The sequence below is a fragment of the Pseudomonas sp. p1(2021b) genome (assembly GCF_020151015.1).
Classification (GTDB): Bacteria; Pseudomonadota; Gammaproteobacteria; order Pseudomonadales; family Pseudomonadaceae; genus Aquipseudomonas; species Aquipseudomonas putida_K.
The window spans coordinates 5,083,411-5,098,334 of record NZ_CP083746.1; the positions used below are offsets into that span (position 1 = coordinate 5,083,411).

At 63.0% G+C, this 14,924-nt stretch carries 16 protein-coding genes; 7 read left to right on the forward strand and 9 right to left on the reverse strand.

Going from position 1 to position 14,924, the window contains the following annotated elements; genetic code table 11:
- Positions 1–155 precede the first annotated feature (155 nt).
- Positions 156–1,559, forward strand: a complete 1,404-nt coding sequence (locus K8374_RS23615; RefSeq protein WP_224457430.1) for an aminoacyl-tRNA deacylase and HDOD domain-containing protein — start codon at positions 156–158, stop codon at positions 1,557–1,559.
- A gap of 53 nt (positions 1,560–1,612) precedes the next feature.
- On the opposite strand, the gene K8374_RS23620 is transcribed toward K8374_RS23615, so the two are convergent.
- The 4 genes from K8374_RS23620 to K8374_RS23635 all read right to left on the reverse strand — a co-directional run bounded on the left by K8374_RS23620 (position 1,613) and on the right by K8374_RS23635 (position 3,982).
- Positions 1,613–1,990 (reverse strand): helicase, encoded by a 378-nt coding sequence (locus K8374_RS23620; protein ID WP_224457431.1) that lies wholly within the window; start codon positions 1,988–1,990, stop codon positions 1,613–1,615.
- 154 nt (positions 1,991–2,144) lie between these two features.
- A complete protein-coding gene (locus K8374_RS23625; RefSeq protein WP_043209915.1) occupies positions 2,145–2,444 on the reverse strand; it encodes an HU family DNA-binding protein in 300 nt (99 codons plus the stop codon).
- 190 nt (positions 2,445–2,634) lie between these two features.
- Positions 2,635–3,783 (reverse strand): NAD(P)/FAD-dependent oxidoreductase, encoded by a 1,149-nt coding sequence (locus tag K8374_RS23630; RefSeq protein ID WP_224457432.1) that lies wholly within the window; start codon positions 3,781–3,783, stop codon positions 2,635–2,637.
- Positions 3,784–3,814: 31 nt separating this feature from the next.
- The gene (locus tag K8374_RS23635) at positions 3,815–3,982 is read right to left on the reverse strand and encodes a rubredoxin (RefSeq protein ID WP_011536423.1); all 168 of its coding nucleotides are present in this window, start codon (positions 3,980–3,982) and stop codon (positions 3,815–3,817) included.
- A gap of 117 nt (positions 3,983–4,099) precedes the next feature.
- Between K8374_RS23635 and K8374_RS23640 the strand changes: the two genes are divergently transcribed.
- The gene (locus K8374_RS23640) at positions 4,100–4,657 is read left to right on the forward strand and encodes a chorismate--pyruvate lyase family protein (protein ID WP_224457433.1); all 558 of its coding nucleotides are present in this window, start codon (positions 4,100–4,102) and stop codon (positions 4,655–4,657) included.
- A complete protein-coding gene (gene ubiA, locus K8374_RS23645) occupies positions 4,657–5,547 on the forward strand; it encodes a 4-hydroxybenzoate octaprenyltransferase (protein ID WP_224457434.1) in 891 nt (296 codons plus the stop codon). The genes K8374_RS23640 and ubiA overlap by 1 nt, the downstream gene beginning before the upstream one ends.
- Before the next feature lie 113 nt (positions 5,548–5,660).
- Here the strand turns inward: ubiA and K8374_RS23650 are convergent, their stop codons facing one another.
- On the reverse strand, positions 5,661–6,032 hold the full coding sequence (locus tag K8374_RS23650; protein WP_196155897.1) for a hypothetical protein: 372 nt from the start codon (positions 6,030–6,032) through the stop codon (positions 5,661–5,663).
- Between the two features lie 172 nt (positions 6,033–6,204).
- On the opposite strand from K8374_RS23650, the gene phoB reads away from it, so the two are divergent.
- The 4 genes from phoB to K8374_RS23670 all read left to right on the forward strand — a co-directional run bounded on the left by phoB (position 6,205) and on the right by K8374_RS23670 (position 10,987).
- On the forward strand, positions 6,205–6,894 hold the full coding sequence (phoB, locus tag K8374_RS23655; protein WP_003253341.1) for a phosphate regulon transcriptional regulator PhoB: 690 nt from the start codon (positions 6,205–6,207) through the stop codon (positions 6,892–6,894).
- An 81-nt stretch (positions 6,895–6,975) separates the two neighbouring features.
- The gene (phoR, locus tag K8374_RS23660) at positions 6,976–8,247 is read left to right on the forward strand and encodes a phosphate regulon sensor histidine kinase PhoR (protein ID WP_263498544.1); all 1,272 of its coding nucleotides are present in this window, start codon (positions 6,976–6,978) and stop codon (positions 8,245–8,247) included.
- Positions 8,248–8,387: 140 nt separating this feature from the next.
- Positions 8,388–9,728 (forward strand): hemolysin family protein, encoded by a 1,341-nt coding sequence (locus K8374_RS23665; protein ID WP_224457436.1) that lies wholly within the window; start codon positions 8,388–8,390, stop codon positions 9,726–9,728.
- A 329-nt stretch (positions 9,729–10,057) separates the two neighbouring features.
- Positions 10,058–10,987: an IS110 family transposase gene (locus tag K8374_RS23670; RefSeq protein ID WP_224455814.1), complete on the forward strand. Its 930-nt coding sequence runs from the start codon at positions 10,058–10,060 to the stop codon at positions 10,985–10,987.
- A gap of 110 nt (positions 10,988–11,097) precedes the next feature.
- Here K8374_RS23670 and K8374_RS23675 read toward each other — a convergent pair whose 3' ends face one another.
- The 4 genes from K8374_RS23675 to pstB all read right to left on the reverse strand — a co-directional run bounded on the left by K8374_RS23675 (position 11,098) and on the right by pstB (position 14,920).
- Positions 11,098–11,994: a peptidoglycan DD-metalloendopeptidase family protein gene (locus tag K8374_RS23675; RefSeq protein WP_224457437.1), complete on the reverse strand. Its 897-nt coding sequence runs from the start codon at positions 11,992–11,994 to the stop codon at positions 11,098–11,100.
- A gap of 166 nt (positions 11,995–12,160) precedes the next feature.
- Complete coding sequence (locus K8374_RS23680; RefSeq protein WP_224457438.1) at positions 12,161–13,063, reverse strand: response regulator; 903 nt, start codon at positions 13,061–13,063, stop codon at positions 12,161–12,163.
- A gap of 164 nt (positions 13,064–13,227) precedes the next feature.
- Positions 13,228–13,995 carry a phosphate signaling complex protein PhoU gene (gene phoU, locus K8374_RS23685; protein WP_224457439.1) on the reverse strand — a complete coding sequence of 256 codons (768 nt, stop codon included), beginning with the start codon at positions 13,993–13,995 and terminating at the stop codon, positions 13,228–13,230.
- A gap of 91 nt (positions 13,996–14,086) precedes the next feature.
- Positions 14,087–14,920 (reverse strand): phosphate ABC transporter ATP-binding protein PstB, encoded by an 834-nt coding sequence (pstB, locus tag K8374_RS23690; protein WP_084855420.1) that lies wholly within the window; start codon positions 14,918–14,920, stop codon positions 14,087–14,089.
- Between the last annotated feature and the right edge of the window lie 4 nt (positions 14,921–14,924).

Sequence of the window (14,924 nt, forward strand, 5' to 3'; positions counted from 1 at the left end):
CGAACACCGGCGAAGCCGGTGCCATACACCGCACCACGTTCTTCGCGGGTAAACCCGCTCCCACAGGGGCAGTGCTGCGTTCTGAAACACAATGGATCCAGCTCCGGCCCAGGCTGGTTATACTTCGCGTTTAAAGAAAACCGTGGACACAGACCATGACTGAAGTTGCCTTGGACACCGCAACCCCACACGCACCGTCTGTCATCCGGCTGCTGCTCGACAAGCTTGGCGTGCCCTACCGCGAAGTACCCGAGCATACGCAAATGCCGGCCAAGGCACGTGTCCAGGCGATTCTCCTAGACGACGCGGTCGGCGCCCTGATGGTGCTGTTCCCGCAGGATCAACTGCTGGACCTCAACCGCCTGGCCGAGCTGACCGGGCGCAAGCTGGTGGCCGTGCCGGTGGCGCGTCTCAAGCATATGCTCGACAAGCACGCCCTCAAGACCCTGCCCGGGATCCCGGCGCTGACCAGCTACCCGTGCCTCTACGAAGCCAGCCTGCTGCAGGCCGACAACCTGCTGATCCAGTCCGGCGAGCGCGGCCTGCTGCTCGAGATCCCACGTGAAGACTTCAAGCGCATGCTGGCCAAGGCAAGCGCCGGCCATTTCGGAGAACAGATCGAGGCCATTCGCCCGAATTTGGACCGCCCCGACGACGACTCCAAGGAAATCAGCCGCGCCGTCCAGGCCTTTACCGCTCGCCGTATCCAGCAACGCCTGGAACAAACCATCGAGATCCCGCCGCTGGCCGACACGGCGCAGAAGATCATCAAGCTGCGCGTCGACCCCAATGCCAGCATCGACGACATCACCGGCGTGGTGGAAACCGACCCAGCCCTGGCGGCCCAGGTGGTCAGCTGGGCCGCATCGCCCTATTACGCGTCTCCCGGCAAGATCCGCTCGGTGGAAGACGCCATCGTCCGTGTGCTGGGCTTCGACCTGGTGATCAACCTGGCGCTGGGCCTGGCGCTGGGCAAGACCTTGAGCCTGCCCGAGGACCACCCGCAGGAAGCCACGCCGTACTGGCAACAGTCGATCTACACCGCCGCGGTGATCGAAGGCCTGACCCGGGCCATGCCCCGTGCCGAGCGCCCCGAGGCAGGCCTGACCTACCTGGCTGGCCTGCTGCACAACTTCGGCTACCTGTTGCTGGCCCACGTCTTCCCGCCGCACTTTTCACTGATCTGCCGCCACCTCGAGGTCAACCCACACCTGTGCCACACCTTCGTGGAACAGCACCTGCTGGGCATCAGCCGTGAACAGATCGGCGCCTGGTTGATGAAGCTGTGGGACATGCCGGAAGAGCTCTCCGCCGCGCTGCGCTTCCAGCACGACCCGAGCTATGACGGCGAATATGCAGCCTTCCCCAACTTGGTATGCCTGGCGGTACGCCTGTTACGTGCCCGTGGCATCGGCACTGGGCCCCAGGAAGAGATTCCGGACGCCTTGCTCGAACGCCTGAGCCTGACCCGGGAGAAAGCGGAAGATGCAGTGACCAAGGTTCTGGAGGCCGAGACACTGCTGCGCGAGCTGGCTTCCCAGTTCCACACGCCGCATTGAGCTGCGCGGGTAGACCTGTATCGCCTGCCGGCGATTGGGCCCGCGCAGCCGCCCTATCGGCCTTTTTTCTTCGGCTTCAGGTATTTCATCAGGCCCTGGAACCAGATGACCAGGGCCGGGTTGCCCTTGATCTGGATGCTCTTGTCCTGGATCCCTTGCATGAAGGCCAGCTGCTTGTTGCCAGCCCGCAGAGTGTCGAAGCCGTAGGCTGCATCCTTGAAAGCGATGGCGAAGGCCGGCTGGGGGTGCAGGCCGCCCTTGCTGCTGATGCGCTCGCCACTGACGATGAAGTGCCGGCCTACCTTGCCGTCGAGGGTCTGCATCTGGAAGACCAGGTCCTTGTCCCGCAATTGTTGCTGAAACGCCGGGTTGTTGCGGCTGGCCCGAGCCATCAGCAGCCCCATGACCCAGAGCAGGAAGCGAAACTTCATCTACACGCCTCGACTAAAAAGTGACTGAGCCGCGCAGTTTATCCTTTTATCGGACGTGGAATGCAACTCTGCTGTTTCGGAGCTTTTCCGTTTCCCAGAATGCACAACGGGCGCCCAGGGCGCCCGTTCGGATAACGTGGTTATCGAAAACCGATCACTTGCCTTTCTTTGCTGGCTTGGCAGGTTGGTTGACGCTGTCGCGCAGGTTCTTGCCAGGCTTGAAGGCGACGGTATTGCTGGCCTTGATCTTGACCGGCTGGCCGGTCTGCGGGTTCTTGCCGGTGCGAGCACCACGATGACGTTTTTCAAAGGTACCGAAACCGACCAGGGTGACGGTGTCCTTGTCCAGCGCACCGGTGATGCTGTCGAGGATGGCATTCAAGACCTGGTTGGCCTTTTCCTTGGTCAGATCGGCCTTTTCGGCGATAACAGCGGCGAGTTCTGGTTTACGCATAGTGAAGCCTCTTGGACGGGATTTCTTGTTGTTATTGCCGTGCTGCCGTGTGAAGCAGCGTTCAAAGGCACCGCAGGCTCTAATCTGCGGCAGACGGAAGTGAGGATGGCACGCCCACCGAAGGCGCGCCAGTGCCTGGGCGGCCATTGTCGCGCCAAGGACAGGCCATACCCGACAGAGCGCCCGCTATTTATGCCATAAAGGGTGGCAACTGCCGATTCAGCGCCAGCTTTTCCATCACCGCCGTGCCGGTCAACGCGTAACCCAGCAGCTTCCCGTCGCCCGCGTGGCAGAGCACCTTGAGGTCAGCGCCCTGCCCCTCCACCTGCCAGACACCTTCATGGCCCGGCGGTGGCGGCGAAACCACCAGCGGGCAGGCCGGGGTCTTGACCGTGACCGGCATGGGCCCGTAGGCCACGGCGGTGGGGTTGCCGGCCAGGGTTTGGGCCAGGGCACGCGCGCAGGTCATCAGCGGCATGACATACAGCAGGTTGACCCCATCGACCTCGGCGCAGTCGCCCAGGGCGAAGATATTGCCGTGGGAGGTACGCAAGTGGCGATCCACCACCACGCCACGATTGACCTGCAGGCCAGCAGCGGCAGCCAGGTCGGTGCGTGGACGCAGGCCGATGGCCGACACCACCAGGTCGCAGGCGATCACGCTGCCATCGGACAGATGCGCCTCGAGGCCGTCGTCAGCACGTTGCAGCCGGGTCAATACGGGCCCCAGGTGGAAGCGCACGCCCAGGCCTTCCAGGCCGGCCTGGACAGCGCTGGCCGCGGCGGGATGCAGCAGGGTCGGCATCACCTGTTCGCAAGGCGCGACCACATCGATTTCGTAGCCGCCCAGGCTCATGTCGTTGGCGAACTCGCAACCGATCAGGCCGGCCCCGAGGATCAGCACGCGGCGCTTGCCTGCCGCTGCGGCACGAAAGCGCGCGTAGTCTTCCAGGTCATTGATGGGAAACACCAGGTCGCCGCCATCGCCTTCGATCGGCACCTGCACGGTCTGGGCACCCCAGGCGAGCACCAGGTCGCGGTACTCGACCGCTTCCTCGCCGATCCACAGGCGCTTGTGCCCCGGGTCGATGCCGCTGATGCGGGTGTGCGTGCGGATCTCGGCCTTGAGCTGCTCGGCCATGGCGCCCGGCTCGGCCATGCACAGGCCGTCGGCATCCTTGTGTTTGGCAAAGCCCGTGGAGAGCATGGGCTTGGAGTAGGAACGACCGTCGTCGGCGGTGATCAGCAGCAACGGCGTCTGGTCGTCGAGCTTGCGAAACTCGCGGGCCAGGTTGTAGCCGGCCAGGCCGGTACCAATGATCACCACGGGGGACATCATGTCATGCTTCCTCTCGTTGAATGGGGTGCGATCAGCCGATGGCGATCATTTCGAAGTCGCTCTTGCCGACACCGCAGTCGGGGCACAGCCAGTCTTCCGGCACGTCTTCCCAACGGGTGCCTGGGGCGATGCCGTCGTCCGGCCAGCCCTCGGCTTCGTCGTAGATCAGGCCGCAGACAATACATTGCCACTTTTTCATGGGGTTGGTTTTCCTCGTCTCTAATGTGCTAACTGCCCGTAGGAGCGGCCATTATGCAAGCAGTCGGGGCAATCATGCTAAGCTCGCGGCCTCTCTGGCTGTAACAAGCATATCGACGTGTCGTACGAATCCCCGCAAGCAGCCGCTGTCGCGTGGCTGCCGTATTCACAGCTGGCAACCGATGTCGACCAGCCGACCCTTGGCTGGCTGTTCGATGAAGGCTCCCTGACCCGCCGGCTGATCCATCTGTCCCAAGGCCATTTCGCCGTCGACCCGCTGTTCGAAGGCTGGCAACCGCTGCGTGATGATGAATGCCAAGCGCTGGGCCTCGCGCCGGGCGCCGAAGGTTGGGTGCGCGAGGTGTACCTGCGTGGCCATGGCCAACCTTGGGTATTCGCCCGCAGCGTTGCCAGCCGCAGCGCCCTGGAACGGGGCGGCCTGGACTTGGAGACGCTGGGCAGCCGCTCGTTGGGCGAACTGCTGTTCTGCGACCAGGCGTTCGTCCGCCACCCTATCGAAGTCTGCCGTTATCCACAGGGCTGGTTACCGCCTGCGGTGGCCGACGATGGCTTGTGGGGGCGGCGTTCGCGCTTCGAACGTGACAACCTCGACGTGCTGGTGGCCGAGGTATTCCTGCCAGAGCTGTGGCGCGTGGCCAAGGAGGAAAGCCGCTGATGTATCTGCATTTGCTCAAGTCGTTCAACCGCCTGCACCCTCGGGCTTGGGACTTCATCCAGCTCAGCCGCATGGATCGCCCGATCGGCATCTATCTGCTGCTGTGGCCGACCTTGTCGGCGGTATGGATCGCCGGCAACGGCTCGCCGACCCTGGCCAACGTGCTGATCTTCGGCCTGGGCGTGGTGCTGATGCGCGCCGCCGGTTGCTGCATCAATGACTTCGCCGACCGCAAGGTGGACGGCCACGTCAAGCGTACGGCTGACCGACCGCTGGCCAGTGGCCGAGTGAAGCCCCGCGAAGCGCTGGTGCTGTTCGCCCTCCTGGTCGGCGTGAGCTTCCTGCTGGTGCTGTGCACCAACGCAAGGACCGTGTGGCTGTCGTTCGGTGCAGTAGCCCTGGCATTCTGCTACCCGTTCATGAAGCGCTACACCTATTACCCCCAGGTGGTGCTGGGCGCTGCTTATTCCTGGGGCATCCCCATGGCCTTCACCGCGGCAGGTGGCGAGCTGCCGGCCAGCGCCTGGCTGCTGTACATCGCCAACCTGCTGTGGACTGTGGGCTACGACACCTACTACGCCATGGTGGACCGTGACGATGACCTGAAGATCGGCGTGAAGTCCACGGCGATCCTGTTCGGCGAGGCCGACCGGACGATCATCCTGACACTGCAGATGCTCTCGCTGGGGTGCCTGTTGCTCGCCGGCAGCCATTTCGACATGGGTGGCTGGTTCCACCTGGGCTTGCTGGCGGCGGCGGCGTGCTTTGCCTGGGAGTACTGGTCGACGCGCAGGCTGGACCGGGAGTCGTGCTTCAAGGCATTCCTGCACAATCACTGGGCGGGGATGCTGATCTTCATCGGCGTGGTGCTGGATTACGCACTGCGCTGAGGATCGTAGGGGGCTGCCTTGCAACCCTTTCGCGGCGCAAGGCCGCTCCACACTACGATCGTCCGTAGGAGCGGCCTTGTGCCGCGAAAGGGCCGCCCAGCGGCCCTGCAACTTCAAGGCTTGGCGATATGCCAGACGTCCTTCACGCCATCGCCGGTCTTGTCCCCGGCCTTCTTGTCCTTGATGAAGGTGTACAACGGTTTGCCGTCATAGGCCCACTGCTTGGCCCCGTCGTCGCGGGTGACCTGGGTCCACTTGTCCTTGGCGGCTTCATCGTCGGGCTTGACCAGCAGCGGCGGCCAGTTCTTGGCGCACTCGCCGTTGCACATGGACTTGCCGTCGGCATCCTTGTCGAAGGTGTAGAGGGTCATGCCGGCATGATCGACCCACATGCCATCCTTCTCCATCGCGTGGTGGGCAGACGCCACCCCCGGTAGCGCCAGCGCAGCGAAAAGGGCCATCCAGCTCAGCGTATGTCGTGTCATTGGAATCACCATCGTTTCGGGGGGAGTGGGGGCTGAAACACCGCCTCGGCGGCCCTTTCAAGCCTAGTCCAGTCATGGAATGTCGCCATAAACGCCAATGTCCTGTCACACAGCTGCAATAATTCCGTTATCTAATGCGGGCCAGACACAGTTCCTGGGAGAGGTATCAAGCATGGTTGGCAGAAACATTCTGATCGTCGACGACGAAGCGCCCATTCGCGAGATGATCGCCGTTGCATTGGAAATGGCCGGCTATGACTGCCTGGAAGCGGAGAACTCCCAGCAAGCCCATGCCATCATCGTCGACCGCAAGCCGGACCTGATCCTGCTCGACTGGATGCTGCCCGGCACCTCGGGCATCGAACTGGCGCGGCGCCTCAAGCGTGACGAGCTGACCGGCGATATCCCGATCATCATGCTCACCGCCAAAGGTGAAGAGGACAACAAGATCCAAGGCCTTGAAGTCGGGGCCGACGACTACATCACCAAGCCGTTCTCGCCACGCGAACTGGTGGCCCGGCTCAAGGCCGTGCTGCGCCGCACCGGCCCGAGCGACAGCGAAGCGCCGATCGAAGTCGGCGGCCTGCTGCTCGACCCGATCAGCCACCGCGTGACCATCGATGGCAAGCCGGCCGAGATGGGCCCCACCGAATACCGCCTGCTGCAATTCTTCATGACCCACCAGGAACGCGCCTATACCCGCGGCCAACTGCTCGACCAGGTCTGGGGCGGCAACGTCTATGTCGAAGAACGCACGGTCGACGTGCATATCCGTCGCCTGCGCAAGGCGTTGGGTGAAGCCTACGAAAATCTGGTACAAACCGTCCGGGGCACCGGCTACCGCTTCTCTACCAAGAGCTGATCCAGCCCGAAGCCACGCCGCAAGCCGCTGTACAAGGACCGTCAATTGAACCAGAACTGGCACGCGACCCTGATTCGCCACATGCTGCTGCTGATCACCATCTGCCTGGTTGGCGGGCTGGTCAGCGGCTACTACGGGTGGAGCCTGGCCATCGGCCTTGCGCTCTACCTGGGCTGGACCCTCAAGCAACTGCTGCGCCTGCACGACTGGCTGCGCAACCATCAGCCCGATGAAGCCCCGCCCGACGGCTACGGCCTTTGGGGCGAAGTGTTCGACAGCATCTACCACCTGCAGCGCCGCGACCAACGCGTGCGTGGCCGCCTACAGGCAGTGATCGACCGCGTCCAGGAGTCCACCGCGGCCCTGCGCGATGCGGTGATCATGCTCGACAGCGAGGGCAACCTGGAATGGTGGAACCGCGCCGCCGAGACCTTGCTGGGCTTCAAGACCCCGCAGGACGGGGGCCAGCCGGTCACCAACCTGGTCCGCCACCCGCGCTTCAAGGAATACTTCGAGGCCGAGAACTACCTCGAGCCGCTGGAAATCCCGTCGCCGATCAATGACCGTCTGCGCGTGCAACTGCACATCACCCGCTACGGCAACAACGAGCACCTGATGCTGGTACGCGATGTCACCCGTATCCACCAGCTCGAACAGATGCGCAAGGACTTCGTCGCCAACGTCTCCCACGAACTGCGCACGCCGTTGACGGTGATCACCGGTTACCTGGAGACCTTGCTCGACAACGTCGAGGACGTGAACCCACGCTGGAACCGGGCATTGCAGCAGATGAGCCAGCAAGGTGCGCGCATGCAGACACTGCTCAACGACCTGTTGCTGCTGGCCAAGCTCGAGGCGACCGATTACCCCTCGGACAACCAACCGGTGGCGGTCGACACCCTGTTGCAATCGATCACCAGCGATGCCCAGGCACTCTCCGGCCCGCGCAACCAGCGCATCACGCTGGACGCCGCGCCAGGGGTGCGTTTGAAGGGCAGCGAGTCGGAACTGCGCAGTGCCTTTTCCAACCTGGTGTTCAATGCAGTGAAGTACACCCAGGACGAAGGCAGCATCCGGGTTCGTTGGTGGGCCGACGACCAAGGCGCCCACTTGTCCGTGCAGGACTCAGGGATCGGCATCGATGCCAAGCACCTGCCGCGCCTGACCGAACGCTTCTACCGGGTCGACTCCAGCCGCGCCTCCAACACCGGCGGCACCGGGCTGGGCCTGGCCATCGTCAAGCACGTGCTGCTGCGCCATCGTGCGCGCCTTGAGATCAGCAGCGTGCCGGGGCATGGCAGTACCTTCACGTGTCATTTCGCGCCGGCACAATTGGCCAACGGTAAGCACTGAGAGGGGCTGCTTCGCAGCCCCAACAAGACCACTACCCTTTGCTTTTGCAGCTCCAGCCGCTACATTGGATCCCCTGTGCCAGCCATCGCTGGCACTTTTTTTCTCACCCTTACCAAGACGGACCCCGTAAAAACTCCATCATGGACCCTTCCCCTGGTTTCAGCTTCATCTCTCTCTTTGCCGATTTCGGCATGATTCTCTTCGCCTTCCTCCTGGTGCTGCTCAACGGCTTCTTCGTGGCCGCCGAGTTCGCCATGGTCAAGCTGCGCGCCACCCGCGTCGAGTCCATCGCCGAACTGCATGGCTGGCGGGGCAGCATCCTGCGCAAGGTCCACAATCAACTGGACGCCTATCTGTCGGCCTGCCAGCTGGGTATCACCCTGGCGTCCCTGGGCCTGGGCTGGGTCGGCGAGCCGGCCTTCGCCCACCTGCTCGAGCCGGTGCTGGCCGCTGTGGGCGTCGACACGCCGGAGCTGGTCAAGGCGATCTCCTTCTTCGTCGCCTTCTTCGTGATCTCCTACCTGCACATCGTGGTCGGCGAGCTGGCACCCAAGTCGTGGGCGATCCGCAAGCCCGAACTGCTGTCGCTGTGGACGGCCGTACCGCTGTACCTGTTCTACTGGCTCATGTACCCGGCCATCTACCTGCTCAACGCCAGCGCCAACGCCATCCTGCGCATCGCTGGCCAAGGCGAGCCCGGCCCACACCATGAGCACCACTACAGCCGCGAAGAGCTCAAGCTGATCCTGCACTCCAGCCGTGGCCAGGACCCGAGCGACCAGGGCATGCGTGTGCTGGCCTCGGCCGTGGAGATGGGCGAGCTGGAAGTGGTCGACTGGGCCAACTCCCGCGAGGACATGGTCAGCATCGATGCCCATGCCCCGCTCAAGGAGATCCTGGCGCTGGTGCGCCGTCACAAGTTCAGCCGCTACCCGGTCTACGACGCCGAGCGCGAGGAATTCACCGGCCTGCTGCACATCAAGGACCTGCTGCTGGAGCTGGCCGAACTCGACCACCTGCCCGCGACCATCGACCTCGACGAGCTGGCACGCCCTCTGGAGCGGGTGTCCCGGCACATGCCGCTGGCCCAGTTGCTGGAGCAGTTCCGCAAGGGCGGCGCGCACTTCGTGCTGGTCGAGGAGGCCGACGGCAAGGTGATCGGCTACCTGACCATGGAGGACGTGCTGGAAGTGCTGGTGGGCGACATCCAGGACGAACACCGCAAGACCGAGCGCGGCATCCTCGCCTATCAGCCCGGCAAGCTGCTGGTACGTGGCGATACGCCGCTGTTCAAGGTCGAGCGCCTGCTGGGCGTTGACCTGGACCACATCGAGGCCGAAACCCTGGCAGGGCTGGTATACGAAACGCTCAAGCGCGTGCCGGAGGAAGAGGAAGTGCTGGAAGTCGAAGGCTTGCGCATCATCATCAAGAAGATGAAAGGGCCGAAGATCGTGCTGGCCAAGGTGCTCAAGCTCGATTGAGCGCTCTATCCCAGGTGCACCACTGAACCCTGTAGGAGCGGGCTTGTCCCGCGATTGGGCCGGTCCTGCCGCAGCGGTTGTATGGCAAGGGCTTCGCCCTTGATCGCGGGACAAGCCCGCTTGTGTCTTCGCAAGAGGTAAGGTGTTAGGTGAGAGGGGTGGACGGCAAGCTGCTAGCTCGCGGTGCCATGAGCACGGGTAGGAGCCGAGCTGCCGTCCACTCTTCTCGCTCTGGCTCAAGCTCGAACAGTTGACTGAGTCCGACCTCGAACAACAAGCGTGAGCCAGGCCAGAGCGACCTCTCATCTTCAAGACTAGAGGCTTTACTCATGTCTGCCTATGCCGGAATCGATGTTTCCAAAAATACCTTGCAAGTGGCCCTGTATCCCGAGGCCTCCGAGCTTTGCGTGACCAATGATGCTGCAGGGCTCGAAGTTATCGCCCAACATTTCAAAGCCCATGCGGTCGAGCGTGTGCTGGTCGAAGCTACCGGCGGTTACGAAAAGCTGTCGATCCGGTTGCTGGCCAAGGCCGGTTTGAAAGTGCAGCGAATCAATCCTGCCCGGGCACGTCAATTCGCCCTAGCCATGGGCAAGCGAGCCAAGACTGACCCTATCGATGCACGGATGCTAGCCTTATTTGCCTCCGCCTTGGAGGACAAGCATTTCGTTGTACCTGACGAGGCTCGCGAGCACCTGACCGAACTGGTCAATCAGCGCGATAGCCTGGTCCAGCAACGCGATGACAATCGTCGCCGCATCAAGCAGGCCTCGCTGCCTGTTGTGCTGGAGCACTATAAAACGCTCGAATCGACATTACGCGTCTTGATCAAGGCATGCGATGAACAGATCGCTGAGCAGAGTCGCCGTGTCGATGCAGACCTATTCGAACGCTTGAGCGAGATCAAGGGTGTGGGCAACGTCACCATTGCCAGTCTGTTCTGCTATCTGCCGGAACTGGGTGATCTGAACCGTGCGCAAGTAGCTGCCCTGGCGGGTGTGGCGCCCTACAACAACGACAGTGGGACCAAAAACGGAAAGCGCCATGTCTACGGCGGCCGGGCGAAACTGCGTCGTGCGGCCTACATGTGCACCTTGGTGATGGCACGCGTGAATCCAGATTTTAAAGCGCGATGGGCCCGGCTGCGCGCGAGCGGTAAGCCAGCAAAAGTAGCGCTGGTGGCATGCATGCGCGTGCTGCTGGTGAGGCTCAATGCCATGGTGCGTGATGGAACGCCATGGCGTGATCAGCCTGTCTGAAGGCACATCGGGTAGGCAGACTGGTGTCTGCCTACCGCTGATACGTGCATTGGTCGGGTGGAAGTGAAAGACAGTTGGCTCCTACAGGGCATCGGCTCGGGCAATACGAATCAAGGATTCCCTGCCGTGAAATCCGGCAACCCACCGATCGGCCGGTTGAAGCGGTAGGGAATCGACTCCAGCGCCAGCCCAACATTGCGCTGCACCACGAAATGCAGGTGCGGCCCGCTGCTGTTGCCGGTATTTCCCGACCTGGCCAGCAGCGCGCCCTGGGCCACCCGCTGCCCTTCACTGACCACCACCGACCCGCGCATCAGGTGCAAGTACACCCCCATGGTGCCGTCCGGATGCAGAATCCTGACGAAGTTGCCCGCTGGGTTGTTGCCGCGACCATGCTGGCGGTTCTCCACCTTCACCACCACGCCTTCGCGCGCCGCGACGATCGGCGTGCCTTCGGGCATGGCGATGTCCATCGCATAACGTCCCTTGGGCCCGAAATGGCTGAAACGCCCGTTGGGCCCCTGGCTCAAGCGGAACGGGCCACCGCGCCAGGGGAACGGATAGCGGAAGGCCTGGGGTCGCTTGCTCGGGTCGCCCAAGGCATGGCGGAATTTCGTCTCATAACGCAGGCGCCCGCCCGGCACGGCGGTCACCACAGTCAGCGCCTGGCTCGAACGCGGCGGCACCACACGCCGGATGATCCGGGGCGCATTGCCACCCTGGGCATCGACCAGGCGATACAGGCGAAGCTCGACCTCCACCGGGGCGAACAACTCGTTGCGCGCGAAGAAGCGGGTACCCCCGGCAACCTCCACGGCGCGCAAGCGTACCTGGCTGTCCAGGCGCTCGATCATGGGTTCGCGCAGTACGAACGGCCTGGCGCCAGGCAGCGGGCTTTCGGAATAGGACACCACGCCAAAGGCATCGGTGGTTTTGTAGAGGGTCATGCCCAGGCTCGACGCCGAGGCCGTGAGCAAGGCACAGAACAGCAGCAGGCGGGCGGGCATGATAGTGGCTTTTTGATAGTTGTTATGAATCGAAGCCTAGCAGCCACTTTCAGGCGGGGTGTTGCAGTTGGTCGGGAATTGGTCGGCTGTCTTCATCGCGGGACAAGCCCGCTCCTACAGGGTCGCAATGTGCCTGTGGAGCGGTGTGTCCCGCGATTGCGATAGCTCAGGCGCCGGGGGTGAAGTGCTTCTGGGCGGTGCCGCGGGCGATCAGCCGCGACAGGTAGTCGAGCTTCTGGGCATCCTGGTCGACGAATTTGAAGGTCAGTTGCAGCCAGTCGCTGTCGGGCTTGGGCTCCAGGGCCGCCACGGCATGCAGGTAGCCATTGAGGCGTGCCACCTCGGCATTCTCGCCCTGCTCCAGGTCCAGCACCGCGCCTTCGAGCACCTGCGGCAAGGTCGTGCCGCGACGTACCACCAGCAAGGCTTCCTTGAGGCTCAAGGCCTTGATCACACAAGCCTGGGTACCGCTGGAAAGCCGCAGCTGGCCCTGCCCTCGCCCGCTCTGGGCCGCTGCCGCTGCGCTCTTGGGCGCCGGCGCGTTGATCAATGGCTTGCTGGGCGCCACGGCAGCCGCCACGGGCGCTTTGACCGTCTCGGCCCGACCGCCGGTGAGCGCATTCAACGAATCATTGGCGAACGCCGAATTGATGCGTGCTGGCGCGCTGTTCATCAGGCTTTCGAGCTTGCCCAGCTTGGTCAGGGCCTTCTTCACCTTGGTCAGCAACTGCTCGTTGGTGAACGGCTTGCCCACGAAATCGGATACGCCGGCCTGGATGGCCTGGATCACGTTCTCCTTGTCGCCACGGCTGGTCACCATGATGAACTGCAGGTCCTTGAGCTCGGCCTGCTGGCGGCACCAGGTGAGCAGTTCCAGGCCGGACATTTCCGGCATTTCCCAGTCGCACAAGACTAGGTCGAAGCGCTCCTTGCCCAGCAGGGTCATGGCTTTGCGACCATTGACCGCGTCCTCGATGGCGATGCCCGGGAAGGCATTGCGCAGACACTTCCTCACCAGGTCGCGAATGAACGGCGCATCATCCACGACCAGCACGTTGACCTTACTCATCGATACTCCTCTTGAACCCCGACTAGCTTACCGCCGACTGATGGCCATTTGCCAAACCATGGGTCACGCCGGGACTTCTCTCATCGTTCGCGGGTGCCTGCCGGCTGCCCGACCGCAAACGAAAACGCCCGGCCTAGGCCGGGCGTCGATGCTCGGGAGCAACCTTACTTATCGTCCGATTGCGCCGGAACATTAGCGATTTCGGCATCGTCCGCTTCGCCCTGCACTTCGGCCTTCATGCGCTTGAGGCCCATGTGGCGTACGTCGGTGCCGCGCACGAGGTAGATCACCAGCTCGGAGATGTTGCGCGCGTGGTCGCCGATGCGCTCCAGCGAACGCAAGGCCCAGATCACGCTCAGTACGCGGGAGATCGAACGCGGGTCTTCCATCATGTAGGTGACCAGCTCGCGCAGCGCGGTCTTGTATTCACGGTCGATGGTCTTGTCGTACTGGGCCACCGACAGCGCAAGGTCGGCATCGAAGCGGGCGAAGGCGTCCAGGGCGTCACGTACCATGTTGCGCACCTGGTCGCCGATGTGGCGCACCTCGACGTAACCACGGGGCGACTCGCCCTCCTCGCACAGCTGGATGGCACGGCGGGCGATCTTGGTGGATTCGTCGCCGATTCGCTCCAGGTCGATCACCGACTTGGAAATGCTGATGATCAGGCGCAGGTCGGAGGCCGCCGGCTGGCGACGGGCGAGGATGCGTACGCATTCCTCATCGATGTTGCGCTCCATCTGGTTGATCTGTTCGTCGACTTCACGGACCTGCTGGGCCAAGCCCGAATCGGCCTCGATCAGCGCCGTGACCGCGTCGTTGACCTGCTTCTCGACCAGGCCGCCCATCGCCAGGAGGTGGCTGCGCACCTCTTCGAGCTCGGCGTTGAACTGCTGGGAGATGTGATGGGTGAGGCTCTCTTTGTTGATCATCGTTTCGCTCCGCGAAGAAGCTGCAAGCTTCAAGTAATTCGTATCGTTCCCGGGTGCCGCACAGCAGCACACATCCTGTGGGAGCCGGGGATTAGCCGTAGCGACCAGTGATGTAATCTTCGGTCTGCTTCTTCGCCGGGTTGGTGAACAGGGTGTCGGTATCACCGAATTCGACCAGCTTGCCCATGTACATGAACGCGGTGTAGTCCGAGACACGCGCCGCCTGCTGCATGTTGTGGGTCACGATGACGATGGTGTACTTGGACTTGAGCTCGTAGATCAGCTCCTCGACCTTCAGGGTCGAGATCGGGTCCAGTGCCGAGCACGGTTCGTCGAGCAGCAGGACCTCGGGCTCCACGGCGATGGTGCGGGCAATGACCAGACGCTGCTGCTGGCCACCGGACAGGCCCAGGGCCGAATCGTGCAGGCGGTCCTTGACCTCGTCCCACAGCGCGGCGCCCTTCAGGGCCCATTCGACGGCCTCGTCGAGCACCCGCTTCTTGTTGATGCCCTGGATACGCAGGCCGTAGACCACGTTTTCATAGATGGTCTTGGGGAACGGGTTGGGCTTCTGGAACACCATGCCGACCCGGCGGCGCAGCTCGGCCACGTCCTCGCCCTTGCGGTAGATGTTGTGGCCATACAGGTTGATGGCGCCTTCCACGCGGCAACCGTCGACCAGGTCGTTCATGCGGTTGAAGGTGCGCAGCAGGGTCGACTTGCCGCAGCCGGACGGGCCGATGAAGGCGGTCACGCGCTGCTTGGGGATGTTCATCTGCACGTCGAACAGGGCTTGCTTGTCGCCGTAGAACAGGGACAGGCCGGGTACTTCGATGGCCACGGTTTCTTCAGCCAGGCGCAGGCTCTGCTTGTCGCGGCCCAGGGCGGACATGTCGATGCCGTGGGCGTGGGATTCTTGCTGCATGGTC